Source organism: Corynebacterium sp. ACRPE, assembly GCF_022347435.1.
GTDB lineage: Bacteria > Actinomycetota > Actinomycetes > Mycobacteriales > Mycobacteriaceae > Corynebacterium > Corynebacterium tuberculostearicum_D.
On sequence record NZ_JAKRNA010000006.1, the window covers coordinates 1 to 26,751 of the forward strand.

Annotated in this window: 24 protein-coding genes; 10 read left to right on the plus strand and 14 right to left on the minus strand. The window is 61.8% G+C overall.

Annotated elements, in window-relative coordinates; genetic code table 11:
- Positions 1–145: 145 nt before the first annotated feature.
- Positions 146–1,231 (minus strand): cobalamin-independent methionine synthase II family protein, encoded by a 1,086-nt coding sequence (locus MHY13_RS04465; protein WP_239281334.1) that lies wholly within the window; start codon positions 1,229–1,231, stop codon positions 146–148.
- Between the two features lie 72 nt (positions 1,232–1,303).
- Positions 1,304–4,876 carry a DNA polymerase III subunit alpha gene (dnaE, locus tag MHY13_RS04470; protein WP_239281336.1) on the minus strand — a complete coding sequence of 1,191 codons (3,573 nt, stop codon included), beginning with the start codon at positions 4,874–4,876 and terminating at the stop codon, positions 1,304–1,306.
- Between the two features lie 45 nt (positions 4,877–4,921).
- Here dnaE and rarD point away from each other — a divergent pair, with 45 nt between their 5' ends.
- Complete coding sequence (gene rarD / locus MHY13_RS04475) at positions 4,922–5,773, plus strand: EamA family transporter RarD (RefSeq protein ID WP_239281658.1); 852 nt, start codon at positions 4,922–4,924, stop codon at positions 5,771–5,773.
- Here rarD and MHY13_RS04480 read toward each other — a convergent pair.
- Genes MHY13_RS04480 through lspA form a run of 5 tightly spaced genes read right to left on the minus strand, consistent with a single transcriptional unit; the run spans position 5,760 to position 9,092 of the window.
- A complete protein-coding gene (locus MHY13_RS04480; RefSeq protein WP_239281344.1) occupies positions 5,760–6,029 on the minus strand; it encodes a permease in 270 nt (89 codons plus the stop codon). The two genes, rarD and MHY13_RS04480, sit on opposite strands and share 14 nt — an antisense overlap.
- A gap of 9 nt (positions 6,030–6,038) precedes the next feature.
- Positions 6,039–7,079 carry an HNH endonuclease signature motif containing protein gene (locus MHY13_RS04485; protein ID WP_239281346.1) on the minus strand — a complete coding sequence of 347 codons (1,041 nt, stop codon included), beginning with the start codon at positions 7,077–7,079 and terminating at the stop codon, positions 6,039–6,041.
- 60 nt (positions 7,080–7,139) lie between these two features.
- Complete coding sequence (locus MHY13_RS04490; RefSeq protein WP_239281348.1) at positions 7,140–7,676, minus strand: hypothetical protein; 537 nt, start codon at positions 7,674–7,676, stop codon at positions 7,140–7,142.
- Positions 7,673–8,599, minus strand: coding sequence for an RluA family pseudouridine synthase (locus MHY13_RS04495; RefSeq protein WP_239228160.1), 927 nt, complete (start codon positions 8,597–8,599; stop codon positions 7,673–7,675). The genes MHY13_RS04490 and MHY13_RS04495 overlap by 4 nt, the downstream gene beginning before the upstream one ends.
- Positions 8,592–9,092: a signal peptidase II gene (lspA, locus tag MHY13_RS04500; RefSeq protein WP_239193236.1), complete on the minus strand. Its 501-nt coding sequence runs from the start codon at positions 9,090–9,092 to the stop codon at positions 8,592–8,594. The genes MHY13_RS04495 and lspA overlap by 8 nt, the downstream gene beginning before the upstream one ends.
- A gap of 32 nt (positions 9,093–9,124) precedes the next feature.
- On the opposite strand from lspA, the gene MHY13_RS04505 reads away from it, so the two are divergent.
- Positions 9,125–10,066, plus strand: a complete 942-nt coding sequence (locus tag MHY13_RS04505; RefSeq protein WP_239281366.1) for a hypothetical protein — start codon at positions 9,125–9,127, stop codon at positions 10,064–10,066.
- Here MHY13_RS04505 and MHY13_RS04510 read toward each other — a convergent pair whose 3' ends face one another.
- On the minus strand, positions 10,067–10,717 hold the full coding sequence (locus MHY13_RS04510; RefSeq protein WP_239281368.1) for a hypothetical protein: 651 nt from the start codon (positions 10,715–10,717) through the stop codon (positions 10,067–10,069).
- Between the two features lie 108 nt (positions 10,718–10,825).
- Here MHY13_RS04510 and MHY13_RS04515 point away from each other — a divergent pair, with 108 nt between their 5' ends.
- Positions 10,826–11,719, plus strand: a complete 894-nt coding sequence (locus tag MHY13_RS04515; RefSeq protein WP_239281370.1) for an asparaginase — start codon at positions 10,826–10,828, stop codon at positions 11,717–11,719.
- On the opposite strand, the gene MHY13_RS04520 is transcribed toward MHY13_RS04515, so the two are convergent.
- Positions 11,716–13,104, minus strand: a complete 1,389-nt coding sequence (locus MHY13_RS04520; RefSeq protein ID WP_204608387.1) for a DNA polymerase IV — start codon at positions 13,102–13,104, stop codon at positions 11,716–11,718. The two genes, MHY13_RS04515 and MHY13_RS04520, sit on opposite strands and share 4 nt — an antisense overlap.
- Before the next feature lie 158 nt (positions 13,105–13,262).
- Here MHY13_RS04520 and MHY13_RS04525 point away from each other — a divergent pair, with 158 nt between their 5' ends.
- From MHY13_RS04525 to MHY13_RS04550, 6 genes are all read left to right on the plus strand, one after another.
- The gene (locus MHY13_RS04525; RefSeq protein WP_204608385.1) at positions 13,263–14,243 is read left to right on the plus strand and encodes an ABC transporter ATP-binding protein; all 981 of its coding nucleotides are present in this window, start codon (positions 13,263–13,265) and stop codon (positions 14,241–14,243) included.
- A 9-nt stretch (positions 14,244–14,252) separates the two neighbouring features.
- A complete protein-coding gene (locus tag MHY13_RS04530; protein WP_239281372.1) occupies positions 14,253–15,314 on the plus strand; it encodes an ABC transporter substrate-binding protein in 1,062 nt (353 codons plus the stop codon).
- A 3-nt stretch (positions 15,315–15,317) separates the two neighbouring features.
- A complete protein-coding gene (locus tag MHY13_RS04535) occupies positions 15,318–16,982 on the plus strand; it encodes an iron ABC transporter permease (RefSeq protein ID WP_239281381.1) in 1,665 nt (554 codons plus the stop codon).
- Positions 16,972–17,595 carry a metallophosphoesterase gene (locus MHY13_RS04540; RefSeq protein ID WP_239281390.1) on the plus strand — a complete coding sequence of 208 codons (624 nt, stop codon included), beginning with the start codon at positions 16,972–16,974 and terminating at the stop codon, positions 17,593–17,595. Before MHY13_RS04535 ends, MHY13_RS04540 begins: the two co-directional genes overlap by 11 nt.
- Before the next feature lie 65 nt (positions 17,596–17,660).
- A complete protein-coding gene (locus MHY13_RS04545) occupies positions 17,661–18,305 on the plus strand; it encodes a GntR family transcriptional regulator (protein ID WP_239281392.1) in 645 nt (214 codons plus the stop codon).
- Positions 18,302–19,534 (plus strand): MFS transporter, encoded by a 1,233-nt coding sequence (locus tag MHY13_RS04550; RefSeq protein ID WP_204608375.1) that lies wholly within the window; start codon positions 18,302–18,304, stop codon positions 19,532–19,534. Before MHY13_RS04545 ends, MHY13_RS04550 begins: the two co-directional genes overlap by 4 nt.
- A 71-nt stretch (positions 19,535–19,605) precedes the next feature.
- Here MHY13_RS04550 and ileS read toward each other — a convergent pair whose 3' ends face one another.
- On the minus strand, positions 19,606–22,776 hold the full coding sequence (gene ileS, locus MHY13_RS04555; protein ID WP_239281418.1) for an isoleucine--tRNA ligase: 3,171 nt from the start codon (positions 22,774–22,776) through the stop codon (positions 19,606–19,608).
- 288 nt (positions 22,777–23,064) lie between these two features.
- On the opposite strand from ileS, the gene MHY13_RS04560 reads away from it, so the two are divergent.
- Positions 23,065–24,066, plus strand: coding sequence for an HNH endonuclease signature motif containing protein (locus tag MHY13_RS04560; RefSeq protein ID WP_239228168.1), 1,002 nt, complete (start codon positions 23,065–23,067; stop codon positions 24,064–24,066).
- A gap of 75 nt (positions 24,067–24,141) precedes the next feature.
- Here MHY13_RS04560 and MHY13_RS04565 read toward each other — a convergent pair whose 3' ends face one another.
- From MHY13_RS04565 to MHY13_RS04580, 4 genes are all read right to left on the minus strand, one after another.
- A complete protein-coding gene (locus MHY13_RS04565; protein ID WP_200435444.1) occupies positions 24,142–24,363 on the minus strand; it encodes a zinc-binding dehydrogenase in 222 nt (73 codons plus the stop codon).
- A gap of 99 nt (positions 24,364–24,462) precedes the next feature.
- The gene (locus MHY13_RS04570) at positions 24,463–25,638 is read right to left on the minus strand and encodes a DivIVA domain-containing protein (protein ID WP_239228170.1); all 1,176 of its coding nucleotides are present in this window, start codon (positions 25,636–25,638) and stop codon (positions 24,463–24,465) included.
- Between the two features lie 174 nt (positions 25,639–25,812).
- A complete protein-coding gene (locus tag MHY13_RS04575) occupies positions 25,813–26,136 on the minus strand; it encodes a YggT family protein (RefSeq protein ID WP_239281427.1) in 324 nt (107 codons plus the stop codon).
- Between the two features lie 75 nt (positions 26,137–26,211).
- Positions 26,212–26,664 carry a cell division protein SepF gene (locus tag MHY13_RS04580; protein ID WP_005328906.1) on the minus strand — a complete coding sequence of 151 codons (453 nt, stop codon included), beginning with the start codon at positions 26,662–26,664 and terminating at the stop codon, positions 26,212–26,214.
- Between the last annotated feature and the right edge of the window lie 87 nt (positions 26,665–26,751).

The window sequence follows — 26,751 nt, forward strand, 5'->3', positions numbered from 1 at the left end:
GAAAAGCTCCACTAACTGCTCACGCTGAACTTCACTCAGCGAACTACGTGCTCTCAAAGAAAATGCTCCCCACTAGTTGTTGGCAACTGATTTCTCAGTCCAACTAATGGGGAGCAGTTCAAACTCTGGAGCGGCTTTATGCGTTTTAGAAGAGTTCTCGGGTAGCAATCTCCGCACCCTCGACCAAGGACTGCAGCTTCGCCCAAGCAATCTGGGGGTGCAGGCGGCCGCCCAAGCCGCAGTCGGTCGACGCGATGACGTTTTCTGGGCCGGCTACCTCTGCAAACTGGATGATGCGATCGGCCACGAGGCGCGGATGCTCTACCGCGTTGGTGGAGTGAGAGACCACGCCCGGGTAAATCACGGTGCCTTCCGGCAGCGCATGGTCCTGCCACACGCGCCACTCATGCGCGTGGCGCGGCGAAGCGGCCTCGAAGGAGAATCCACCGACCTCGGCGCGCAGGATTTCCTCGACGATATCCGCAAAGGGCACGTCGGTAACGTGCGGTCCGTGCCAGGAACCCCAGCAGATATGCAGGCGCGTTTGTTCCTTGGGCAGGCCGGCGATGGAATCATTGAGGACGTCAATGCGCTCGCGAATGAAACCGCGGAAGTCCTCCACGGACGGCTCCGGGTTGATTTGGTCCCAAGCCTCGGCCAGGTCGGGCGCGTCGAATTGCACAGTAAGCCCAGCATCGGTGATGGCCTGATATTCGGTGCGCATAGCGCGGCCGACGTCGGCAAGCAGGCGCACATCGGCGGCGACCTCGTCCTGGCCGATGTAGGTCACAGGGCCGGTGAACTCTGGATTCGCCACCTTGGCGCGGCCGGTGAAGATGCCAGAATCCGGGTCATTATAGGCCTCCGAGAACAGCGCGCGGTCGCGGCGATCAATAAACGACGTCAGCCGCGGCTCACCCGGCTTGGAGCGCACCACCTCGGCCGATTCCCAGCGGTCGGTATCCGTCATCGTCAGCCCGCCCAGGCGGCTAAACGAATAATTCCACCACGCGCCATAATCCACCGCGCCAGAGGTGATATGGCCGTACTCACCCTCGTTAATGATATCGAGGCCGAGATCGAGCTGCCGCTTGACGACGTCCGCTACCGCAGCCTCCAAAATCCCCTGAAACTCCGCGGCCGGCAGCTCCGCGCGCTGCAGGTTGGCTTCCAGCAGCTCCGGGGTGCGCGGCAGCGAGCCGACATGGGTGGTGCGAATCTTGTTTACCATCAGGTTTCCTCCATCGATATAGACTGTGCTGTCTAGATTAGTGGAGGGTACCTGCCGCCGCCGAGTTTAAATTCAGCCTAATATGCCCGCACCCATAGTGGCCTTAAGGTCGCCCATGAGGTTGCCGGATCGCTCCACGCGCAGGTGGTCGCCGAGGATCATGGTGGTGGACTCGGAGCCGTCGACAAGCTCGAGGTAGACATCCGACTCGCCCTGGTTTTTGAGCAGGACCTGCTTGAGGCGGGCAATATTTTCCATGGTGCACTGGTCCGTGCGCATGGTCAGGCGCAGCGGCAGGCCCGCGCCACCGCCCGGGCCGAGGTCTGGGACGCGGATATCGGAGCAGAATAGCGAGCGGCGCTCATCGCGAACCTTGACGTTCACGCGCGCGAGGATGATATTGTCCTCCACAATCTGCGGGGCGACGAGCGAGTACACCTTGTTGAATACCAGGATTTCCACCTGCGCGCCGTTGTGGTCTTCCACCGTGACAATGGCCCACGGCGAGCCATCACGCTTAGAGAAGCGACGGTCCACGCCCGAAATGATGCCGCCGATGATGAGCTCTTGGCCGTTATGGACCTCGTCGTTGAGAATCTTGGTCAGCGGGGTGTCAGTCTGCGCGGCCAGCGCCTCCTCGAAGCCATCGAGAGGGTGGCCGGAAACATATAGACCCAGCATTTCGCGCTCGAGGGCGAGCTCGTGTTTGCGATCCCAGTTGTCTTCTGGAATGTCCAAGGCAAAGGCGTTGGAGGCCGCGTCGTCTTCTCCCCCGCCGATTCCAGCGAAGAGATCGAACTGTCCCTTATCCGCGGCCTTCTTGGTGGTTTGCACCGCATCCACCGCGTCCTCGTGGATGAGCATGAGGCCCTTGCGCGGGTGGTTCAAGTCATCGAAGGCGCCGGCCTTAATCAGCGCTTCTGTCACGCGTTTGGTGCAGGCGGCGAGCTCGATCTTGTCCAGGTAATCGCTAAAGGAGGTAAACGCGCCCTTGTCGTGGCGGGATTTGATGATGGATTCCACCACTTCCGAGCCGACGTTGCGGATAGCGCCCATGCCGAAGCGGATATCCTCTCCCACCGCCTGGAAGTCCTCTTCGGACTCGTTGACGGACGGCGGCAGTACCTTGATGCCCAGGTGGCGGCAATCCGACAGGTAGATGGCGGACTTATCCTTCTTATCACCCACCGAGGTCAGCAGCGCGGCCATGTATTCCGGCGCGTAGTAAGCCTTGAGGTAGGCCGTCCAGAAGGACACCAGGCCGTAGCCTGCGGCGTGAGACTTGTTAAACGCGTAGGATGCGAAGGGCTCGATGGTGCCCCAGAGCGCGTCCATGGCGGACTTGGAGTAGCCGTTTTCTTGCATGCCGCCCCAGAACTTGTCGTACTGCTGGGCCAGCACTTCGGGCTTCTTCTTACCCATTGCTTTACGGAAGCCATCTGCCTCGCCGGCCGTGTAGTTGGCGACCTTCTGCGAGATACGCATGATCTGCTCCTGGTAGACGATGAGGCCGTAGGTCTCATCCAGGATTTCCTTGAGCGGCTCTTCCAGCTCCGGGTGAATTGGGGTGATTTCCTTGCGGCCGTTCTTGCGGTCCGCGTAGTCCCAGTGGGCGTTCACACCCATCGGGCCTGGGCGGTAGAGCGCAAGGGAGGCCACAATATCCTTAAATCCGGTCGGCTTCATGCGCTTAAGCAGCTCCTGCATGCCGCCGGAGTCGAGCTGGAAGACGCCCAGCGTATCGCCGCGCGAGAGCAGGTCATAGACCTTGGAAACCTTGGGGTCGTCGGCATGCAGCTGCTCCAAGTGGATTTCTTCGCCGCGGTTGCGCTTGATGTTTTCGATCGCATCGCCGATAACGGTGAGGTTGCGCAGGCCCAAAAAGTCCATCTTCAGCAGGCCGATGGCCTCGCACGCCGGGTAATCCCAGCCGGTGATATAAGCGCCGTCGGCCGGGCGCTTCCACATAGGAATGTGGTCCATGAGCCGGACCGAAGCCATAATCACCGCACAGGCGTGCACGCCCGCCTGCCTGACGACGCCCTCCAAGCCCCGCGCCGTGTCATAAATCTTCTTCACGTCTGGGTCGGATTCCACCATCTGGCGGACCTCTGCGGCCTCGGAGTAGCGCTCGTGGTCCGGGTCCGTGATGCCCTTAAGCGGAATGTCCTTGGCCATGATCGCCGGCGGCAGCGCGCCGTTGATGCGGTCGGCCATCTGGAAGCCAGGCTGGCCAAAGTGCACCTTGGCCGAGTCCTTAATGGCCTGCTTGGTCTTCACCGTGCCGAAGGTAATCACCTGCGCTACCTTGTCTTCACCCCAGCGCCCGGCCGCATAGGTGATCATTTCGCCGCGACGGCGGTCGTCGAAGTCGATATCGATATCGGGGGCGGACGGGCGTTCTGGGTTCAAGAATCGCTCGAAGAGGAGATCGTGCTCCAGCGGATCGATATTGGTAATGGTCAGCGCGTAGGCGACCAGCGCACCGGCCGCCGAGCCACGGCCCGGCCCCACACGAATGCCCACGGAGCGCGCGTGCTTAATGAGCTCGGCCACGATGAGGAAGTAGGACGGGTAGCCCTTCATCTCAATAACGGAGATCTCATACTTGGCGCGCTCGATATACTCTTCCGGAACGTCCTGGCCGGGGAAGCGCTCCTGCAGGCCCTCCATCACCTCGTGGGTGAGCCAGGAGGTTGGGGTGTGGCCCTCAGGGACGTCGGCAATAGGCATGCGATCGTGGGTGTGTTCTTCCCAGATCTCGCCGTAGTCTTGCACGCGCTCGGCAATCCACAGGGTGTTATCGCAGCCGTCTGGAATCATATCGTCCCAGGTCTCGCGCATCTGCGCGGCCGACTTAATGTAGTAGCCGGTGCCGCCGAACTTGAAGCGGTCCGGGTCCATGAACGTCTTGCCGGTCTGCACGCACAGCATCGCCTCGTGCGCCGGCGCCTGGGACTCCAACACGTAGTGGCAGTCATTGGTCACCAGAGGCGGCAAGTCCAGCTTGCGGCCGATCTCTAGTAGGCCATCGCGCGTGCGCTTTTCGATGTCCAGTCCATGGTCCATCAACTCCAAAAAGAAGTTGTCCTTGCCGTAGATGTCCTGCCACATGGCCGCGGCCTCCAGCGCCTCGTTGAACTGGCCGAGGCGCAGGCGGGTCTGGACGTCGCCAGAGGGGCAACCGGTGGTGGCGATGATGCCGTCGGCATGCTCGGCGATGAGCTCGGCGTCCATGCGCGGCCATTTGCCCAACTGGCCTTCATAGGAAGCCAGCGAGGACAAGGTAAAGAGGTTGCGCAGGCCGGTGGCATTCTCCGCGATCATCGTTTGGTGGAGGTAGGCACCGGACGCGGAGACGTCGTCGCGCTTTTGATCCGGCGTGCCCCACAGCACGCGCTTTTTATTGAAGCGGGATTCGGGCGCCATATACGCCTCGATGCCGATGATGGGCTTGACGCCGGCGCCGGTCATGCGGCGGTAGAAGGCATCAGAGCCATACATATTGCCGTGGTCGGTCATGCCGACGGCCGGCATTTCTTGGCGGACCACCTCGTCTGCCAGCATATCGACCTTGGCCATGCCGTCCAGCATGGAAAACTCGGTGTGGTTGTGCAGGTGGACGAAGGAGGAGTTTTTGGCCATGCGGCTCATCATAGCGGGGCGGTCAAAATGGGCTATTATTTTGTGATGCTCTACACGCTCGCCGCCTACATCATGTGGGGATTTTTCCCCGCGTTCTTTCCCCTGTTGCTGCCGGCATCGCCGCTGGAAATCTTGGCTCACCGCGTGTTGTGGACCGCGGTGCTGGTCACGGGATTTTTGCTCCTCAGCGGCCGGTGGCGCGAAATGGCGCGCATGGACAAGCGCACGTGGGGTTGGCTTGCGGCCGCGGGTGTATTCATCACGGTCAATTGGGGCACCTACGTGGTGGCGATTAATAGCAACCACGTGGCCGATGCGGCGCTGGGGTATTTCATCAATCCCCTAGTGTCGGTCGCCCTCGGCATGGTGTTTTTGAAAGAGCGGCTCCGCCCGTGGCAGGCCGGAGCGGTGGGCGTTGCGGCCATCGCGGTGCTGTACTTGACGTTCTTTACCGGCCAAGCGCCGTACATTTCGCTGTTGTTAGCCTTCAGCTTCGGCTTTTATGGGCTGCTCAAAAAGCAGGTCCGGGTGTCCTCGGCCGTCTCGGTCGCGGCGGAGGCGCTCGTGATGTCACCGCTGGCGGTGGGCTACATCCTATGGCTAGAAACAAGCGGCCAGGGCACCTTCGCCAGCGAGGGCGTCGGCCACGCGCTGCTGTTGGTCAGCGCCGGCTTGATTACCGCGCTGCCGCTTCTCTGCTTTGCGGAGGGCGCACGGACGCTGCGCTTATCGACGATCGGCATGCTCCAATACCTCACCCCCATCATGCAGATGCTGTGGGCGCTCTTTGTCACCCACGAGCACTTCTCGACGCACCGCTGGATCGGCTTCGGCATCATCGGCGTGGCGGTGGCTATCTACGTCGCCGACTTAGTGCGCATGGCTAGGAGCGCCTAAGTTCCTCGCGGGCGGCGCGGGCGCGGCGACGCGCCGCCTGTTCTTCTTCTGCGCGCAGCGCCCAGCGCGGCATCACCACGACGAGAAAGATGCCATAGGCACATACGATCCCGGAAAACACCAGCGTCATCGGGGTGCCGCCGGTGACAAGGCCGATTAAAAGCGCGATGCCGGAAACCACCACCGCGACCCACGCGGCGATATAGGCAAACTTGTAGTTGGGCATCCACTGCGAAAAGGGCTGATGTGAGGACATAGGTCTAGCCTACGCGGTGGTTGTATTCGCAGGCCCGGTATCGACGAGGTCCGGTGGGGGCGGATCCCAGGGGTTGACCCAGCGCACGCCGCGGGCCGTGCGCTCGAAGCGGCCATTGCGCGGCGGGCCGGTGCGATGGTCATCATTGCGGCCGTTGTGATAGGCACAGGCGGTGGTGAGGTTCTTCGCATTGGTCCACCCGCCCCCGGCCCAACTGAAGATGTGGTGAACCTGGCACTCATCGGCAGGCTTATTGCATCCCTTGACCGGGCAGGTGGGATTTTCCGCCGCGGACATCATGAACTGTTTCCAGGTGGCCCCGCGGCGCATGCGATACAGGTTCACTGGGCCCTCTACGGGGTGGAGCAGGGTGACAAACCCCTCCTCGGCAAGCGCACGCTGGGCCAATTCAGCACCCGTAATCTGCGCGCCATTGGTCATGGTCAACACCACATCGTCGCTGCCATGGGCCACGCCAACCAACTTATCCAGTGGCACCACAACGTTGGTGCGCACGGTTGCGGCGGCGCCAGTACCGGTGCGGAAGAGGGAGGCGACGTCGGCAAGCGAACCGGCATGCTGGTGCAACTCGGCGATGAGTGCGGACGGCCCAGTGATGGACAGCGTCCAGGGTTTGCCGGCGGCGCGGCGCCGCAACCGCACCCCCGGCTTGGGTTCGCGCGGAGCGCGCATCTCACGCAGCTTCTTGCGGGCACGCCTTTCCATCTCCCGCGTATCGCACGCGATATGGGTGAGCTCGGCGCGCAGGGCCCAGGCGCGGGCTTGGGTGGGCGCGCGCCGCGCATGCTTTTCGATGACCTCCAGCGTCGGCAGCGAATGCCGGTTGCGGCGGGCCCCGTCCACCGCGCGGCGTTGGCGGCGGCGAAAGCTGGTGGTCCCGAAGTAGACCTGCGCGAGCTGCGCAACGGATTCTGCTTCCGCATCGGGCATGCCAGCGGCGGTAAGGTCCGCGGCGGAGGCATCGGCGGCCTCGGCGAGGATGTCCATCGCCGAGTTGAGCGCCGCGATATAAGCCCGAATGTGTTCCATGCCCTAGATGCTAAAAGCACTGGGCGGCCACCGCGCGCCACAGGGGCCAGGAGGGCGATATTAGCTGGGAGGGCGGATGGCGAAGCTGCCCCAGGCGGCGTCCGCAGGTGCGGGTTCGACGGCGGCGACGGAGGGGGTGGAGGCGACGTCGGCAAGCTGGGCGCCCGACCCCCACACCACGGCGGCGCTCACCGCGGTGGGGCGCTGCCCATAGGAGGCATCGATGCGGTCGAAGGCGCGTTGGATGACCGCGGCCCGGTCCTCGCCGGCGGTGGGTTCGGGGACGTCAATGGGGGCGGTGGAGCCGATCAGGATGGCATCCATGCGCGGGGCCGCGGCGACGGCGGCCGCAGCGGCTACGGGTGGCAAATCCTCGTCGAAGGTGACAAGGGCGTAGGCAGGCGCGTCCGGAATGTCGCTACCGGACACGCGCGCAATATACTCCGCGCGCGTCTCGCCATCTGGGCCGAGCTGGTCTCCTTGCACCTGCGAAGAAGCCTGGGGCCCTAAGGTGCCAAAAAGCGCGAGCGCGGCCAGGAAAAGCACCGCAAGCACCGCTAGGGCCGCTAGCCGACGCCGCCGGTAGACCTTCCTCATCCCCGCAGAACCTCCAAAGCGTGCTCGAGATCGGCCGGGTACGGCGCTTCAATCTCGAACCACTTGCCGGTGCCGGGGTGGGTAAAGCCGAGCTTTACCGCGTGCAGCCATTGACGCTGAAGCCCAAGGCGCTTAGCCAAGTTGGGATCCGAGCCGTACATTGGGTCGCCCACGCACGGGTGGCCGGTGGCGGACATATGCACGCGGATCTGGTGAGTGCGGCCGGTCTCTAGGTGCACCTCGATGAGGCTGGCCTCGCGGAAGGCCTCGATGAGGCTGTAGTGGGTGACGGCCGCTTTGCCGTCGTCAAGCACGGCGAATTTCCAGCCCGACTTGGGGTGGCGGCCGATAGGCGCATCGACGGTGCCCTCGATGGGATCCGGCAGGCCCTGCACCACGGCGTGGTAGGTCTTTTTCACGCTGCGGTACTTAAAGGCATGCTTAAGCGCGGAATAGGCGCGCTCCGAAGAGGCCACGACCATCACGCCAGACGTGCCCACATCGAGGCGGTGCACGATACCCTGGCGCTCGGTCGGCCCGGACGAAGCCACGGTATAACCGGCCGCGCGCAGCCCACCAATCACCGTCGGCCCGTCCCAACCCACGCTGGGGTGTGCGGCCACGCCCACCGGCTTATGCACGCAGATGATATCGGCATCGCTGTAGAGCACGTCCATGCCCTCGACCAGCTCTTCGCGCGGCAGCAACGGCTTTTCTGGCTCCGGCAAAAGCACGGAGACCACGTTGCCGGAGGTCAACCGCTCGGACTTGCCCAGCTCTTGGGAATCGATGGTCACGCTGCCTTCGGCGCACAGCTGCGCGGTGGCGCTGCGGGACAGGCCAAGGAGCTTGGCCAGGGCGGCGTCGGCACGCATGCCTTCTAGGCCTTCAGGAATGGGGAAGCTGCGCATCTGCCTATTCATGCTCGGCCTTCCTTTCCTCCAGCACCATGGCGATGATGAACAGCACCACGCCGCAGGTAATGGCCGCGTCCGCAATATTGAACACGGCGAAAGAGCCGACCGAAATATAGTCCACCACGTGCCCGAACCAGAAGCCGGGGGCGCGGAAGATGCGGTCGGCGAAATTACCCAGCGCGCCTCCGGCGATAAGCGCTAGGCCCACTGCCTGGCCGGAGTGGGTAATGCGCGGGGCGGCAATGGCCACGCCGAGCACAAAGACCAGCTGGATGGTGGTAAAAAGCCACGTCGATCCCTCCCCGCCCATGGAAAAGGCGGCGCCAGGGTTAAAAAGCAGGGTAAACCGGAACCAGTCCCCAATGACCGGCAGGGGCTCGCCCTCCGTAAGGATGGAGAGCATTACTTGTTTCACGGTTTGGTCCACCAGCGCCACGGCGATGACAACCGCGGCGATAAGTCCTGTCTTGCTCCTTCGTTTTTGACTCACCCGCTCTATTCTAAACGGGAGCGTCCGGTATTTTGGTAAGCGTGTTTCGAGTCAAAGTTTTTGCAGCCCTGACCACAGCCGCCGTAGCGCTTACGGCGTGTTCCTATGAAAAGCCGGGACCCGCGGTAGAACAGCCCGTGGGCCTGACTATCGACGCCCCACGCGTAACCGTGGACAATCCCGGCACTGGGGAGAAAAAGCTCCTGGAATACCGCGATATCGACTCCACGCAGGACGTGAACTACCGCGTTACCGAGGGTTTTTCGCAGGACCTGCTCAGAAAGTCAGCGGCCGAGAAGTTTCAGGCTTCCGACGTCGAATCCACCACCACTACCCTGCCGCTATCGGCCAAGGTAGATAAGGCTAGCGAGGACGTCGAAGACCAGCTGCCGGCCACCCGCAATGCCTTTGTCACGGCCGGTGCGCCGGAAACTTCTGGCGACACCGACGTCTCCTCGGCCGAGGGATTTCAATTTGGCTGGCGCGGCCAAAATACCGGCCAGATGAATTCCTTGCGCCTTGCCGCACCCCAGGAGGCCACGGATGAAGCCCGTGGCTCCGTGGAACAGGCAATTATGAAGCTGACGGCCCTGCCCGTGGTTTTCCCCACCGAGGAGGTAGGCAAGGGAGCGAGCTGGACGGTGGATTCGCGCGTTACCGGCGAGTCCACCCTGCTGCAGACCACGCGCTATACGGTCGCTTCCATCGAGGGCGACCAGGTCAAGCTCAACGTAGAGGTAGAACAGCGGCCGTCGCTAGGCGCGCTGTCCTTTGAGGGCCAGGCCCAGGGCACGGAGTTGGAGGACAAGGAGCTCAAGGTTGTGGACTCCAGCACCCAATCCAAGGGCAACATCACGGTGGACCTGAGCAAGCCGCTGCCCGTGGGCGGTGACGTATCTTTCGACACGAAGGTCATTTATGGCGCCGCCGGCTCCGAGCTGCGCGTGGTGCAGTCGAGCCTGACGGAGCTGAACTTTTCCTAATTACTCGGCCGGGGCCTCAACGGGGGCCTCGGCTGGCGCCTGCTCGGCGCCGGCAGCCGGGGCGTCGCCTTCAGCCGGGGCAGCGTCGCCCTCGGCCGGTGCCGGGACGGGTGCAGAGGCACCGGCGCCGGTATCCGCGCACATCTCCGGAACCTGCTCCGGCGGCACGGTGTTTTGGATGAGCGTGCAAGCCCAGGCCTTAGAAAGCTTCCAGGTGCCGTCTTCGTAGACAAATTCCACCTGGTCAGCGGTCTGCTGCTGGCCGTCAGCGGTGGTGAAGTTCACGGTGGTCAGCACGGACTGCGGGTCATAGCCCGGAAGTACGGGATCGACGACCTCGAACTCGGCGCCGGATTCCTGCTTGGACTGTGCCATGGTGTCAAAGATTTCCGGTGCGGTCTCGCCGCCCTGCACGGTGGCGGTCTTTTCCTGCTCAGAGGCGTTCGGATCGGTGGCCTTGGCCAAGATGGCGTTGAGATCCGCCGGGGATGGCAGCGCTGGGGCGGCGGAATCGCCGTCGGAAGCCGCGGATTCCTGCGCCTCGGTGTTGGTGGCGGCGGTATCGTCCTGCTCGTCATCGGAAGAGCAGGCGGCCAGGGCGGTGGCCGCGGTCAGTGCGAGGCACGCGGCGCTAAACTTGCGGAATTTCACTTCTAACTCCTCACGTCTGGGTTCTAAACTCCCATCAGTTTACAGCTGCACCAGCCTTTTCCGGGCTGCGCCCGCCGCGTGGGCGGAGATTTCTTTAACCTTGAGTGCATGACCCGACTTGCTTTGATAGCCACCGGCGGCACGATCGCGTGCACCACCGTGGCCGATGGTTCCCTGGTTCCCACAATCTCCGGCGCGGACCTTGCCGCTGAAATCGACGCCGAGGTAGTGGAGTTTCGCCAGCTGGACTCCTCCTCTATTACTCTGGCAGACCTCGATGAGCTCATTGCGGTGGTCAACGAGCACACCGCGCGCGAGGACATCGGTGGCGTGATCATTACCCATGGCACCGACTCCATGGAGGAAACCGCGCTGGCGTTGGAACTTTTCTGTGGAAGAGAAAAACCCATCGTGCTTACGGGCGCGCAGCGCGCCTACGATCACCCCGCGGCCGACGGCCCCACCAATCTGCGGGCTGCCCGCGAGCTTGCGGCCAGCGGGCGCCCTGGGGTTTTCCTCTGCTTCGGCGGCGAGACCATCCCGGCGCGCGGTGCGCGCAAGCGACACACCAGTGACCTGCGCGGGTTTGAGTCGCTGCCGGTTCCTGGCACCACCCCGCGTTTGCATCCTGCCCCGCTGGCGTCGCAGCGTATCGAGATCATCCCCGCCTATCCGGGAGCGGGGCGCCTGCTGGTCGACGCCGCCGTAAACTCCCCCACCACCGGTCTCATTGTGGAGGCCATGGGCTCGGGAAATATGGGCGAGGACATGGGCCGCGCGCTTGCCGACGCCCTCCACGCCGGCCTCCCCGTCATCATTTCTACCCGCACACCCTATGGCCCGACGGCGCTGGCTTACGGTGGCGACGGCGGTGGCGCGAGCCTGGGCAAACGTGGCGCCATCAACGCCGGATGGTTCCGCCCGAGCCAAGCGCGAATCCTGCTCGCGGCGGCGCTGGCCACCGGTACCGATCCGGCAGAGCTTTTTGCTCAGGAGGGCTAGTCCTCGCTGGTCAGCCAGTCTTGCCAATCCAGTGAGTCGAGCGGGTCTGCTGGCACGAGCGCGGGATCGTCGGCCGCGAAGGATTTGGTGCGGCCGGGACCCGTGGCGCGGGTTTCAAAGCGCACGCTGACCACCCCGTGGCCGGCGCCTTGAATCCAACCGTGGCCGTAGTCGGGATGGAAGACGTCCTGCGTGGCGTGCCACTGGTTATCGGTTTCTTCCTCCACCGTCACCGTAGGCGCTGGAACGGCCGGTGCTGCGTCGTCGCTCACCCCAGTTTCATAGTCCGTGTCTGCCGGTGCAGGGCGCACTATTTCGCGGTCTAGCTCCGGAAAAAGCACGTCTTGGCGAGCGGTCTCTAGGCCGGAATAGCTCACCCCTACCAGGCGGATGGGCCCCAGCTCATCGGGGTAGCGAGCAAGCTTGAAGGCGGCGGCGGTGAGCACGGCGGCGTCGTCAGTCGCGTAGGGCAAGGTGGTCGAGCGCGATTCGATATGAAAATCCGCCATGCGCAGCTTTACCGTTACGGTGCGCGCGCCGCGCCCGTCCTTAAGCAGCCGGCGGTGAGCGCCCTCAGCCGCGCGAGTGATGGCTGCATCGACCTCAGGGGCGGTCTGCAAGTCTTTCGGGTAGGTGTGCTCAGTAGAAATCTGTTTAGAAATAGCGCGCGGCGCCACCTCACGGTCATCAATGCCGCGGGCCAGCCGCCACAGCTGCAGCCCCACCACGCTGCCGATGGAAATCTCTACTTCCTTGCGCGTCATCGCCGCCAGCTGCCCAATGGTCTCGACGCCGATGGACTTGAGCTTCGCGCCGGTCACCGGGCCGACTCCCCACAGCTTGTTCACCGCAAGGGGGTGCAGCATTTCTAGCTGGCGCTCCGCTGGGATAACAAAGGTGCCATCAGGCTTCGCTTCACCCGATCCAATCTTGGCAAATTGCTTGCCCGATCCCGCACCAATGGAGCACGGCAGGCCCGTCTCTTCCCGAATGAGCGCGCGCAGCTCATCCGCCCAGCGCTTGACCTCCTCCGCGCTCGCTCCTTCCAAGGCGGCGGGTTCCATAAAGGCTTCATCGATAGAAAGCTGCTCAATGACCTCCACGTGTTGCGCGATAATGCCAAATACGCGGCGCGAGGCCGCTGAATACACCGCCCGGCGCGGCTGCACCACCACCGCGCGAAGTCCAACAAGCTGCTGCGCGCGGTACATCGGCATGGCCGAATGCGCACCGTACACGCGCGCCTCATAGGAGGCGCCAGCCACCACGCCGCGCCCGCTGGTGCCGCCCACCAAGACGGGACGCCCCTGCAGGGTAGGCCGGGTTAGCTGCTCGACGGAGGCGAAAAACGCGTCCATGTCGATGTGTAGAACCCAGCGTTGCATGCGGCCCAGTCTAATAGGCGCGCTCTCGGGTGCACTCCTGGGCGTTTGCGTGCCGTTAATTAAAGCTTTTATTTCTTTCCATCTTCACGTCACCCACATGCAATATTACGGCCTTATCTTTTTCGAGGTTATTTCTTGAAGAAAGTATTTCGCTGATTATGAACTCACCCCACGTCATCTTGCGCGGCGTTAAGCGCGAATTCGCCGATAATACGGGCCTCCACGAGACCGATCTAAGCATCAACCGCGGTGAATTCATCTCTATTCTGGGTCCCTCCGGCTGTGGTAAGTCCACCCTGTTGCGCTGCATCGCCGGGTTGGAAACTCCTGATGCGGGCACCATTGCCATTGGTGAGAGAGAGGTTTATGGTCCGCGGACCAATGTGGCCGTCAACAAGCGCCGGCTGTCTATGGTCTTCCAAGACCTCGCACTGTGGCCGCACATGACGGTGGAAAAGAACATCGAGTTTCCGCTGACAACCCCAGGCAATAAGGTGGCGGCAGGCCAGCGGTCCGAGAAGGTGCGCGCCTGCATGGACATGGTGGGCATCACCAGCAAAGCGAAGGCGCGGCCAAACCAGCTCTCCGGCGGCCAACAGCAACGCGTCGCCATCGCCCGTGCGTTGGTTTCGAATCCGGACCTCCTGCTCATGGATGAGCCACTGTCCGCCCTCGACGCCGCGCTGCGCGTGCAAATCCGCGCCGAGCTCACCCAGCTGGCACAGGAGCTGGGGCTGACGGTCATCTACGTCACGCACGACCAAGCCGAGGCACTTGCCATGTCGGATCGCGTCGTGGTTATGAATCAGGGCCATATCGAACAATTCGCGGACCCGGTCACCCTTTATGAACAGCCGGCCACCGATTTCATCGCTGGCTTTGTAGGCACCATGAACCGCCACCCACGGCTGCCCAGCGTACGTCCAGAAAATCTCACCGTCACCACTGCGGAGGAGGACACCGGCGCCTCCCCGCGCCGGGTCGAGGCGCAGGTTCTTGGCGCTCACTACATCGGTGGGCGCTACGAGTTGCGCTGCGACGTCCCCGGGGCGGAGGAACCCTGGGTGACGTATTCACCGCATCGCTTCACTCGCGGCGAGACCGTCTACCTCAACTATCCATCTTCTCTTTCTGCATAGGAGCCACACATGTTTACCAAGAAGTTCACCGCCACCATCGCCACCACCGCTGCTGGTGCGCTCGCCTTGACCGGTTGCGGATCCGTCGAGGACAGCGCCGATACCGCCACCGACCAGTCCACCTCTTCTGCCGAAAAGTGGCAGGCACCTGAAGGCCTGTCCGGCGAGGTGGATTACTACTCGGCTAACCCGCAGGGGCTTACCGACGCCCTCGTGGAGGCCTTCGAAGAAAAGACCGACGTCCACGTCAACGTCTTTGCCGATACCACCGGCAAGATCACCGCCAAGCTCAAGGCCGAGGAAGCCAACCCGCAGGCTGACGTGGTCTACCTCGCCTCCTGGGCGGCAGCTAGCAAGCAGGAAAAGTCCGGCGCCCTTGAAAAGTACACGCCGGAGGGAGCGGACAAGATTGAGTCCAAGTGGGCGTCGGAAAGCGGGGCGTTTACCGGCCGCGATGGTTCGGCCCTAGCGCTGGTAACCAACACCAACGTCGTGGACGAGGCCCCGAAGGACTGGGAGGACCTCACCGATGAAAAGTACAAGGACCAAATCATCATGCCGGACCCGCGCGAATCCGGTACCGCAGCCGACCTCATCGCGGCCATGGTAGATCAGTGGGGCGAGGAGAAGACCTGGGATCTCTTTGACAAGCTCTTTGACAACGGCATGATCGTCCAAGGTGCCAATGGCCCAGCGCTGGACCAGGTCACCTCCGGCTCGCGCGGCATTGTCCTCGGCGGCGTTGACTACTCCGCATACTCCGCACAGAAGAAGGGCGAGCCGCTCGAGGTTGCTATCCCGACCTCCGGCACCACGGTTACCCCGCGCCCAGTCATGATCCTCAAGTCCTCCGATAACAAGGAAGCAGCCGAGGCATTCGTGGACTTCATGTTCTCCGATGAGGCACAGGAGATCTCGGCCTCCAAGAACATGATCCCGGCCAATAAGGACATCGCTCCACAGAATGGCCCGAAGCTGGATGAGATTAAGACCCTCAACGATGACCTCGATGGCCTGGTTTCTCAGTCCAAGGACATCAAGGAAACCTTTGCCAAGCGCTACCTGAAGTAACCGATGAGCTCCACCACCACTCCCCAACGTGGCCTTGGGATCTACGGGGTCCTTCTCATCTTGCTCGCCCTCGTCGCCGCGCCACTGGCTTCCGTGCTGGTCAACGCGGCCGTGGGCTACCACGATGAGCCCTCAGCCCTAGGCAGCATTATCCAACCGGGCATGCTGCACATCCTTGGCAATACCGTCCTGCTCTCCGTGCTGGTCGTGGCTTTTGCCACGCTCATGGCCGCGCCGCTCGCCTTCCTCCGTTCGTGGACGCGGTTTAGCAGGGCCAATTGGATCGAGATCGTCATCATGATCCCGTTTATGACCCCACCCTTTGCGGCAGCGATGGCGTGGATGGATTTCACCCGCCGCGGTGGTGTGGCCGAGATGCTGCTCGGCCACGGCGCCGGCAAACTCGCCCACGATGCCATCTACTCGGTGTGGGGCATGGCCTTCATCATGGCCGCGGAACTCTTCCCATTCTTGTACCTCATCCTGCGCACCTGCCTCAATTCCATTCCGGCGTCCACGCTGGAGATGGCACAGATAGCCGGCGCGAGCCGCTGGCAACAGGCCGTGCGCATCATCGCCCCGAATGTTGTTGGGCCCTATTCCCTCGGCGCGCTGATTATCTTCATTAAGGCCGCCGGCGAGTTTGGCACCCCAGTCACGCTTGGCAACGCCATTGGCTACAAGGTGCTCGTCTCCTCCATCTATGAAGACGTCACCATCGACCCCCTCGATTTTTCCAGCGCCGCTGCCTCCTCGTCGGTTCTCTTTGCCATCGGCGTGACCGCCTGGGCTTTCCAACAGTGGATTTCACGCCGCGACCTCTCCGGCGGTGGCCGAGTAAGCCGCCCCGTACGTATCCGCCTCGGCTCGGTCGGCACCGTCTTCGGCGCTGTGGTAACCGCAATAATCTTCATGGCCGCGGTGGTCATCCCCTACCTTTCCATCACCTTGGCCGCGATGACCATTCTGCGCTCGGCCCCGCCTACGCCTAATAACCTGACCTTCGATTACTTTTCCATCGTTGTGCAGATGCCCACCGCTCAAGAGGCACTTGTTCGCTCCATCGGACTAGGCGCCCTTGGCGCGACCACCGCCGTTGCTCTCGGCGTCCTCGTCACGGTGCTCACCCGCCGCCAAAGCACCATTACCGCAAAATTCAGCGATTTCTTGGCCATCGCCCCCGACACCGTACCCGGCATTGTCCTGGCCATTGGATTTATTTTGCTGTGGAACTCTCCCTGGCTGCCATGGTCGCCCTACGGCACTATGGGCATGCTAGTTATGGCCTTCACCGTGCTCTTTTTGCCCATGGCCATCCAAAACATCAAGGCTTCAGCAGAGTCCGTCTCCCCTACCGTCTACGAGGCCGCTGCAATTTCCGGCTCCTCCACTCTGCATACCTTTGGGCGCATCACCCTGCCCCTGCTTGCCCCTGGCATCTTCGCTGGCTGGCTCCTCGCCTTCTTCGTAGGCATCCGCGAGCTGGTCATGTCCTCACTCATTCGCCCGAGCCAAGTCAACCTCTTGGCTCCGTGGATCATGAACCAATTCGATCAAGGCCACCGTGCCGAGGCCATGGCTATGACGCTCATCGGCGTCGGAACCTCCACCGTTGTCTTGGTAGCTATCACCTGGTGGCAAAACCGGAAGGCCACACATGCCCGCTAGCATCTTCGTCTTTTCAGATCTCCACTTAGGTCTCCCTGGCGCCCCCGGGCTGGAGTGGGCCCTGCAAGAACTCGAAGTTGCCGCCAATAGTGGAGCCACGGCGTGCGTGTGCTTGGGCGATATCATCGACCGCAACGCTGAGGCGTCCGAATTCGTGCCCCAGGCCCGCGCCGTAATGGCCCACGCTGCCACACTGTTCGGCGAGGTCCACTTCATTTCTGGCAACCACGATACCCACCACAACCTGGACTTACCGCCCGAGGTCACAGTCCACGGCACGCAGGTGCATACCTTTCGCATAGGAAACACCACGGTTCTAACCGCAGCGGTGGCCACCGATCCGGACCCGCGCCACCTCCAGCTTCCTCCCCGCCGCTGCGACGGGCCCCTCCTCGGCCTCCTACATTCTTCCGTCACCGGTGAGTTTTCTAAAGGCACCTGCCTGCCGCTTTCCGTGGCTGAGCTACAGGCCTGCGAGGCCGATGCCTGGATCCTCGGGCACGTCCACACCCCGCACACGCTTGCCGACGCCCCCTTCATCGGCTGGGTCGGCATGGGCCACGGCTTACTCTTCGACCCCGATACGTGCCACGTCACACGTTTGCCTGGCTAGATCCGTTCCCCACAAAGTGCCACTGCACGCTTGCTTGCATGCAAGCTTGCATGCAAGATGGATGCATGTCCAATGAACGAATGCAGCCCGCCGCGGAGCGCGCCTATGACTTCGTCAAAGAGAAGATCATTGACGGCTCCTTCGAGCCCTCGCAGATGCTTTCCGAGGCCTCCCTGGCTACCGAAATGGGAATTAGCCGCACCCCGATGCACGAGGCTTTCCTGCGCCTAGAGGTCGAAGGCTTTCTACAGCTCTACCCCAGGCGGGGTGCACTCATCGTGCCGATCAGCCCGCAAGAAATCCGCGAGGTCTATGAGGCACGCTTGCTCGTGGATAGCCACTGCGCCGAAAAGATCTGCGCAATGTCTGATGCCGAGCGCGCGGACATCGCTGACCAGCTAGACGCGACCATCGCGGAGCAGGACACTGCGTTGAATGGCGCAGACCTGCATGCCTATACGCACCTAGATGCGCGTTTCCACCAGATCATCATGGATGGCGGGGCCAATACCCTGCTGGCCGGGCTGGGACACCAGCTGCGCGAACGCCAGCAGCGTTTTACCGCCACGGCCATTGGCCGCAACGTAGCCCGCGCCCGCACCTTCGTGGATCAGCACCGCGCGCTTGCCGATGCCCTCCGCACCGGCGACCTCGACGCCTACCTTTCCGCATTGGACACCCACCTAACCAACTCGAGGAATCAACTATGACCGAAAAGTTTGCCAAACACTCATGGTTTCCCGTCGCTGGCAGCATGGTCGCTGTCGCGTGGGGCGGCAATGAGTTCACCCCTCTCCTAGTCATGTACCGCGAGGAGTCACACTTCTCGCAGGTCACCGTCAATGGCCTCTTGGCCGCCTATGTGCTCGGCATCGTGCCTGCGCTGCTGATTTCTGGCCCGCTTTCGGACTACATTGGCCGCCGCCCCACGATGCTGCCTGCCGCGCCACTATCGCTACTCGGTTCCTTCCTTCTGTCCATCGCACCGAACGAGCCACTCGTCATTGCCGTGGGCCGCATCATGTGCGGCTTGGCTTTGGGCATCGTCATGGCCGTCGGCTCCACGTGGGTGGCAGAGCTCATCACCCGCGCAGGCGGCGATCCCGCTGCCGGCCCGCGCCACGCCTCCATGTGCCTGACATTAGGCTTCCTCATCGGCGCCGGCCTCGCATCGGTGCTGGCCCAGTGGGGCCCGTGGCCGACCCACTTGGCGTATATCCTGCACATCCTCCTCACCGTCGCCACCGCTATCTGGCTGATGAAGACCCCGGAAACCCGCCCGCCGCGGGGCGCTACGGTAAAAGACTCCTTCCTTGACCTGAGCATCCGCGACATGCTGCGCATGCTGCACATTCCCTCCGCAGCACACCGCCGCTTCGTGCGCATTGTCCTGCCGGTCGCACCGTGGGTCTTCGGCTGCGCTGGCGCCGCCTATGCCCTCCTGCCCCAGCTTTTGTCCAAGTCTGCCGGCGATGCCCCCATCGCTTTCTCGGGCCTGATGACCGTTATCACCTTGGGCTGCGGCGTCGGCATCCAGATGCTCGGCAAGGTTATCGATACCAGCCGCTCGGCCCGCGCTTCCGCAGTTGCCATGGGCGTTATCACCGTCGGCACCATCCTCGGTGCGGTTGCCTCCCATACTCGCTCCCTGCCGCTCGGCATCGCCGGTGCCGCCGTCATGGGCGCAGGCTACGGCCTCGCCCTTGTCGCCGGTCTTTCCGAGGTCCAGCGCATCGCCCGTGCCGAAGAACTCGCCGGCCTCACCGCCGTGTACTACTCGGTCTCCTATACCGGCTTCTTCATCCCCATGGCCTTCAGCGCACTCGCGCCGCTGCTCGGCTTTACCACCCTATTCCTCATTGGCGCCGTGCTCGCACTGTGCTGCCTCGTTAACGTCGTCCTCGGCTGGCGCGCTCATCTGCCCGGCCCGGTCCGTTAAGTCCTATCACTCATAAAAAAATTGCCCAGCCGCTAAGGCTGGGCAATTACTTTTAGGTGGCAAGTTACGCGCTACTGCTTAACGACGGTAGCGTTAACCCCCTTCACCACCTCGTGCACGTCCGCACCATCGAGCGCCTCGGTGGTCACCTGGAAATCGGTGGCGAGCACTTCACCGGCGATGTGGTCGGCGTGACGCTCCGCCCAGGCCTTCTTCTCCTCTGGGACAGAGAGCACGGCCGCGATGCGGTCGGAGACCTCGAACCCAGAAGCCTTGCGGGCATCCTGCAGGCCGCGGATAACGTCCGCCGCCCAGCCTTCGGCCTCGAGCTCTTCGGTCACCTCGGTATCGAGTACTACCAGGCCGTCGAGGCCTTCGATACGCGCGGTCGACTTCGGATTCGCTGCCTGCAGGCGCTCGGTATACTCATCCGGGCCAAGCACAATATCGCCGTCCACTACAACCTCTTCGCCGCGGCGTTCGTAGTTGCCCGCCTTGAGGTTCTTGATGGCGCGCTGCACGTCCTTGCCCAAGCGCGGGCCGGCAACCTTCGCGTTGCAGACAACCTGGAAGGTGCCTACCGAATCGACGTCGTCCGTAAGCTCAACTTCCTTAACGTTGACCTCGTCGCGGATGATATCGGCAAAGTCCGCCAGGCGCTGCGCCCCATTGAGGGCCACCGTCAACTTCGGCAACGGCAAGCGGTTGCGCAGCTTATTGGACTTGCGCACCGAGGACGCGGCCGAAGCGACCGCGCGGGTCGCATCCATCGCAGAGACAAGCTCTGCATCGGACGGGTAGTCCGCAGCCTGCGGGTAATCCGCCAGGTGCACCGAACGCTCACCGGTCAGTCCACGGTAGATAACCTCTGCCACGTGCGGCAGCAGCGGTGCCACCACGCGAGTCACGGTCTCCAGCACGGTGTACAAGGTATTAAACGCCTCAGGATGGGCGTCCTCGCCCTCCCAGAAACGATCGCGCGAGCGACGGACGTACCAGTTGGTCAGGACGTCGGCAAACAGGCGTACTTCTTCGGTTGCCGTGGCGATATCGGTATCGGCAAGCGCCGCGTTGACATTGTCCACGACGTCGTGGGTCTTGGCCAAGATATAGCGGTCCAAAACATGCGTGGAGCTGGTGTCGAACTTTGCTTCCTTTTCTGCGTAGAGCTGCAGGAAGGTATAGGCATTCCAGATAGGCAAGATTGCCTGGCGCACGCCCTCGCGAATGCCCTGCTCGGTCACGATCAGGTTGCCTCCGCGCAGGATAGGCGAAGACATCAGGAACCAGCGCATGGCATCCGAACCATCACGATCAAAGACCTCATTGACGTTCGGATAGTTGCCCTTGGATTTAGACATCTTGAGGCCATCGTTGCCGAGCACGATGCCATGGGCCACGACCTTCTTATACGCCGGGCGATCAAAAAGCGCGGTGGACAGCGCGTGCATCACATAGAACCAACCACGCGTCTGACCGGAGTACTCCACGATGAAATCGGACGGCGAGTGGGTCTCAAACCATTCCTTATTCTCGAATGGGTAGTGCTTCTGCGCAAAGGGCATCGAGCCGGACTCAAACCAGCAATCCAGCACGTCTGGCACGCGGCGCATCATCGACTTACCGGTCGGATCATCCGGGTTCGGGCGCACCAACTCGTCGATGTGCGGACGGTGCAGCGACTCCGGACGAACTCCGAAATCGCGCTCCAGCTCATCCAAGGAGCCGTAGACATCCATGCGCGGATAGTTGTCATCATCGGACATCCACACCGGGATAGGCGCACCCCAGTAGCGGGTACGAGAGATATTCCAGTCGCGCGCGCCCTCGAGCCACTTGCCAAACTGGCCATCCCGGATATGCTCCGGCAGCCACTCAATCTCCTTGTGGTTAAGCTCCACCATGCGATCGCGGAACTCGGTCACCTTCACGAACCAGGCCGGCAGCGCCATGTAGATAAGCGGCTCGCCCGAGCGCCACGAGTGCGGATAGGAGTGCTCGATGGTTACGTGGCGCACCACTCGCCCAGCAGCCTTCAGGTCCTTGATGATGTCCTTATTCGCGTCAAAGACCAGCTGGCCCTCATAAGGCGGAACCTGCGAGGTGAACTTGCCGTCCTCGTCCACCGGGATGACCAGCTCGATGTCGTACTGGTTGGTGGTATTCATATCGTCTTCACCAAACGCAGGAGCCTGGTGTACCACACCGGTGCCGTCCTCTGTGGTGACGTAATCAGCGATCAAGACCTGGTAGGCATTGCGCAGATCCGGGAAGAAGCCGAAGATAGGCTCATAGGTAAAGCCCTCGAGTTGCGCGCCGGTAAACGTCTCCAGTACCTCGGCCTCCCCTAGTTCCTTCTCCAAGGTGGCCAGCAGGTTTTCCGCCATGATGAAGGTACGGCCAGCAAAATCGCCCTCCGTAGCCTTAAAGAGCACGTAGGTAACCTCTGGATGAACCGCCAAGGCCTCGTTCGAAGGCAAGGTCCAGGGGGTGGTGGTCCAGGCGAGGAAAGAGGCGTCGGCAAGCGCAGGGTACTCCGCCAACGTCTTTTCTGCCGCGCTTCCCTCGCGCGCGCCCTCCACTGGGAAGGTAACCGTCAGGGTCGGATCCTGGCGCATCTTATAAGAATCGTCCAGGCGGGTCTCCTGATTGGACAAAGAAGTGTGCTCCGCCCAAGAGTACGGAAGAACTCGGAAGCCCTTGTAGATCAAGCCCTTGTCATAAAGCTCCTTGAACGCCCACATGACCGATTCCATGTAGTTGATATCCATGGTCTTGTAGCCGTTGCCAAAGTCCACCCAGCGGGCCTGGCGGTTGACGTACTCTTCCCACTCGTCGGTGTACTCCAGCACGGACTTAGCGCAGTATTCATTGAACTTTTCCAAGCCCATGTCTTCGATCTGCGCCTTTTCAGTGATACCCAGCTGCTTTTCCGCCTCCAGCTCAGCGGGCAGACCGTGGGTATCCCAGCCGAATACGCGAGGTACGTAATTGCCAGCCATCGTGCGGTAGCGCGGGACAATATCCTTCACATAACCAGTCAAAAGGTGGCCATAGTGCGGCAAGCCATTTGCGAATGGAGGGCCATCATAAAAGATGTACTCTGGGCAGTCCTTAGTCTTTTCCAGCGAAGCCTGGAAGGTATCATCCTGCTTCCAGTACTTCTGGACTTCCTCTTCCATATCTGGGAAGCGGCTGGAGCCGCCGGTCATGTCGACCTTGGGGTAAATCTTCTTCGCCATAATTATCCTTCACTCTTAACACGGTGCAGGGACGCGCCTTTAAGGCTCGCGGTACCACCCTGCTTGAGCCCGAAGGCTCCGCTTCGTTTCGGTGAAGGAGTTGACGGTCCCACCCGTTCAGTTCTACTGGGCCACACTGGCTGTTCTTCTGAATTGCTCCCCGGTGATGGCCGGATCACTGCGTGTAGGCCACAGTATAGCGCCCCAGAATCTTAGTGCACAAGAAGTTATCCACAGGCTAAAAATTTTCCCTTGTGGGGGCTTGCGCGGGGAAATAGATTGTGAATCGTGAACGCGCTAGATACTTACCTCGCAGCCATGGCACCCGGGATGGACATCGTCCTCGGGTGCGCAGGCATGTCTGAGGACGACCTCTGCGCGCGAGGCGCCGCTGAAAAGACGGCCCGCGAGCTGGCATTGCTAAAAGAGGCGTACTGCGGCACGACCAAGTTCACAAGGAAGCGTCGTCGTGCCATCGAAGGAGCTCAGCACAATGGGCATTCCATCGTTGCTTTATCCATCATTGAAAAGTATGCGCGCAAGATGCCCACGCTTTTCGACGCCTGGGTCCTCCGCGAACAGCTATGTACCACCAAGGCCACAGCAGCGGCACTAGAAAAGCTGGCGCAATCCAAGGTTCCGAAGAAAAAGCGCAAGATAAAGCCTGGTATACGCATCATCCGCCGCAAGGATGCGCCGTGGACGCTAGCGATCGACGGCTCATCCTCGTTCATTGCTGACCTCCACGCGGCCGTGGAAAACCAGGATAAAAAGCCGCTGGATGTGGTGGAAGATACCTTCTTCGGCAGTGATACGGGGCAACGAAGCACGGTGGTAACCAATGTCATCGTGCGCCTGGAAGACTACGTGCGCATCGTCAACGGCGATGGTGAGGAAATCACCTTGCAGATGACCAACGGAGCAACGCTTACGGGTGCGCAGTATGTGCGCCGCACGTTAAAGGAGCATGGACTCATTACTCTGGTGAGCCCCTATGAAGGCGCGGTGAACCTGTACCGCACGGAGCGCTTCGCCAATGCTAAGCAGCGGTTGATGGCGGGTGCGGAAAATCCGGTATGCCCATGGCCGCGCTGCGCTAAGCCTGCCGACGAATGCCAAATTCACCATCTGGAGCCGTGGTTGCACGGTGGATTGACCAATATCGCGAACTTATCCACAGCCTGCGCGTACCACAATGGCGCCAACGATGACGATCCCAACGCCCCGCCGCTGCGCGGGCGACTTGCCCGGACGAACGGGCAGATTCGGTGGCAACCGCCCGATTGCTAGAGCCCGACCGCGGAATAAGGCGCCTCGTGCGCCTTATTGGCATGCCTGCAACCGAAAGCTTGGGGTCTCGCGGCGTTAGTCCTCGCGGAAGGCTGCGCGCAGCGCCTCCTGCTCGGGGGATTCAGTTGCTTGGGCTTTATCAGCGCGATGCTTATGCGCCCAGTCCAGGATGAAGCACACGAGTCCGATGCCGGCGGCGGCAAAAACGATATACAACGACCAGTCGGCTCCCGAGATAACGAAGTTGACCAAGGCCACGAATGCCACGAGGGCGAGAACTAAAGCGGCTACGAGCACAGTGGTTCCTTTCGGTAGGGGCGGGCTATAGCACGACGGTCTAAAACAACAATAGCGCCCCCGCCGCGGTGGCGGGGGCGCTAGGAAGAACGGGGTGGCTTAGTTGTTGCCAGCCTCGCCGTTCGGTGCGGCGGTGCCGCGGGTAGCCAGCTCTTCCAGCTGAGACTCCAGCAGGGTCTTCAGGCGGGTGCGGTACTCGCGCTCGAAGGTGCGCAGCTCGGAGATACGAGCCTCCAGTGCGGTCTGCTGCTGCTTGACGGTGTTCATAACCTCGGTGTGCTTGCGCTCGGCATCGGCCTGCAGGGAAGCAGCCTTCTCCTCTGCCTGGCGGATTTGTGCCTCTGCGCGAGAGGAAGCATCAGACTCGGTCTGCTTTGCCTTAGCCTCAGCGTCAGATACCAGCTTCTTGGAGCGGGAATCTGCGTCCTGCAGCTGGGCGTCGTACTTCTTCTGGGCGTCAGCAAGCTGTGCCTTGGAGCGGGAATCGGCGTCGGTCAGCTGCTTCTCGGCGGCGGTGCGTGCCTCGGACAGCATGGACTCGGACTCCGCACGAGCCTCGGAGGTCAGGCGGTCTGCCATCTCCTGTGCCAGTCCCAGAACGCGGGCAGCCTGCATGTGGGTTTCTGGGGTGGCCAGGCCATCGGCGGTCTGAGCCGCACCAGCGCCTGCGATACCCGCAGCCGCTGCACCAGCCTTGGAGGAACCAGCTGCGGAAGCCGACTTCTTCAGCTCGTCGTTTTCCTTCTTAGAAGCCTCGAGGTCCTTCTTTGCCTGGGCTGCCTCGGCGCGAGCTGCCTCGGCGTCCTTCTTGGCCTGAGCCGCCTCATCGCGGGCTGCCTTCAGGTCTGCGGAAGAGGAAGCAGCGGCAGAGCCAGATGCCTGTGCCTTAGAAGCCTCAGCCTGGGCAGCCTTAACCTGCTCCTGTGCCTTCTTGGTCTCTTCCTTGGCACGGGAAACCTCGGACTTGGAGTCCGCCAGCTTGGTTTCGTACTCGGCGCGCAGCTTAGCCTCAATCTCCTTGCGCAGCGCAGCCTCATCGGTGCGGGTGGAAGCCGCAGTTGCGGTACCAGCAGCACCGGCGCCAGCACCCGCCTTGGCCTGGGAGTTCAGATCGCTAACCTGCGCCTGCAGGTCTTCGTTCTCATCCTGCAGCTGGGCAAGGGCGTCCTCTACGAGGTCGAGGAACTGATCCACCTCGTCTTCGTTGTAGCCGCGCTTGCCAATTGGCGGCTTGCTGAACGCGACGTTGTGAACATCAGCTGGTGACAGTGGCATGTCTTCTCTTCCCCTTCAGGTTGGTACAACCCCGGAGCTTCCAGGGCCTTAGGAGTGCGGTTCAGGTCTAGCTAAACCTTCCCCACAAAGGTACATGTGGTTCATAATACGGGTTATCGCGATTTATCGTAACCAAACGCCCACAATAATCGACGCCCCGCCGAGTCTCAACGTTTACCACAGGTTTCGAGGCGACGGGGGTGCTAAGTCAGGAAAAATTATCCGCAAGATCATTGTGAGTATCGAGAGCAAGACGAACAGCACAAGCACCGATACATCAAGCGCTACGCCGCCCATTTGCAGAGGCGGGATCAGGCGGCGCAACGCCTTGACCGGCGGATCCGTAATTACAAACAGAGGCTCCGCTACAACCATGAACCAGCGTGGAGGGTTGAACTGCCGCGAGAAGGACTGGATCATCTCAATAATGATGCGGGCGATGAGCACCCACGTATAGATCCGCACGAGCAGGATAAGAATAATTCCGAGTTGTGTCACAATGACCGAGCCTATCGAATAAACCCCCGCGGGTGCCCAATCGGCACTCCACGGGGGCTAAATGAACCGCGCCGCTTAGCGCAGGCCTGCGGCACGCTCGAGCTCGTGCTTTGCAATGTCCGCAGACTTCGGCACGATGGAAAAGACCTTGCGCTCAGTGTCCATGCCCTTGGTGAGGTTGAGCATACGCCCCTCCAGGCCGAAGCAGAGGCCGGCAGCGAAGTCGATGAAGCGCTTGGCGGTGGCCTTTTCGGCGTCAGTCAACTCGAAGACAACGGCATCGCCGTCGCGGAAGGGCTCGCCTACCTTGGCGGCATCATTGAAAGACGTCAGCGAGATGGCCACGATGGTCGGAACGAATTCCTCCTGCGCTGGAGCCGGCTCATAGGACTGCGGGGCGCGGCGAGGCGCGTAGGCCGAGGAGCTATTTTCGGAGTAACGCGGCTCCTCGTTGTAGTAGGCATCGTCCTCTTCGATGTCCACCGGGCCCAGCCCGAAGAAATCCTTCGTCTTATCAATGAATGACATTTTTGGGTCTCCCTCTGACCTAAATTTGTACAAGCCTAAACGCGTAAAATGTGTCTAGTGTGACTCATGTGATTTACGCCGTGAAAT

Excerpts from the sequence above, each read along its gene's own strand:
- MHY13_RS04495 (WP_239228160.1), bottom strand. The coding sequence starts at position 8,599 with ATGAATAGGCAGATGCGCAGCTTCCCCATTCCTGAAGGCCTAGAAGGC.
- MHY13_RS04570 (WP_239228170.1), bottom strand. The coding sequence starts at position 25,638 with ATGCCACTGTCACCAGCTGATGTTCACAACGTCGCGTTCAGCAAGCCG.
- dnaE (WP_239281336.1), bottom strand. The coding sequence starts at position 4,876 with ATGGCCAAAAACTCCTCCTTCGTCCACCTGCACAACCACACCGAGTTT.
- MHY13_RS04525 (WP_204608385.1), top strand. The coding sequence starts at position 13,263 with ATGAACTCACCCCACGTCATCTTGCGCGGCGTTAAGCGCGAATTCGCC.
- rarD (WP_239281658.1), top strand. The coding sequence starts at position 4,922 with ATGCTCTACACGCTCGCCGCCTACATCATGTGGGGATTTTTCCCCGCG.
- MHY13_RS04485 (WP_239281346.1), bottom strand. The coding sequence starts at position 7,079 with ATGGAACACATTCGGGCTTATATCGCGGCGCTCAACTCGGCGATGGAC.
- MHY13_RS04490 (WP_239281348.1), bottom strand. The coding sequence starts at position 7,676 with ATGAGGAAGGTCTACCGGCGGCGTCGGCTAGCGGCCCTAGCGGTGCTT.
- MHY13_RS04480 (WP_239281344.1), bottom strand. The coding sequence starts at position 6,029 with ATGTCCTCACATCAGCCCTTTTCGCAGTGGATGCCCAACTACAAGTTT.
- MHY13_RS04515 (WP_239281370.1), top strand. The coding sequence starts at position 10,826 with ATGACCCGACTTGCTTTGATAGCCACCGGCGGCACGATCGCGTGCACC.
- MHY13_RS04580 (WP_005328906.1), bottom strand. The coding sequence starts at position 26,664 with ATGTCATTCATTGATAAGACGAAGGATTTCTTCGGGCTGGGCCCGGTG.
- MHY13_RS04520 (WP_204608387.1), bottom strand. The coding sequence starts at position 13,104 with ATGCAACGCTGGGTTCTACACATCGACATGGACGCGTTTTTCGCCTCC.
- MHY13_RS04535 (WP_239281381.1), top strand. The coding sequence starts at position 15,318 with ATGAGCTCCACCACCACTCCCCAACGTGGCCTTGGGATCTACGGGGTC.
- ileS (WP_239281418.1), bottom strand. The coding sequence starts at position 22,776 with ATGGCGAAGAAGATTTACCCCAAGGTCGACATGACCGGCGGCTCCAGC.
- MHY13_RS04545 (WP_239281392.1), top strand. The coding sequence starts at position 17,661 with ATGTCCAATGAACGAATGCAGCCCGCCGCGGAGCGCGCCTATGACTTC.
- MHY13_RS04540 (WP_239281390.1), top strand. The coding sequence starts at position 16,972 with ATGCCCGCTAGCATCTTCGTCTTTTCAGATCTCCACTTAGGTCTCCCT.
- MHY13_RS04530 (WP_239281372.1), top strand. The coding sequence starts at position 14,253 with ATGTTTACCAAGAAGTTCACCGCCACCATCGCCACCACCGCTGCTGGT.
- MHY13_RS04550 (WP_204608375.1), top strand. The coding sequence starts at position 18,302 with ATGACCGAAAAGTTTGCCAAACACTCATGGTTTCCCGTCGCTGGCAGC.
- MHY13_RS04465 (WP_239281334.1), bottom strand. The coding sequence starts at position 1,231 with ATGGTAAACAAGATTCGCACCACCCATGTCGGCTCGCTGCCGCGCACC.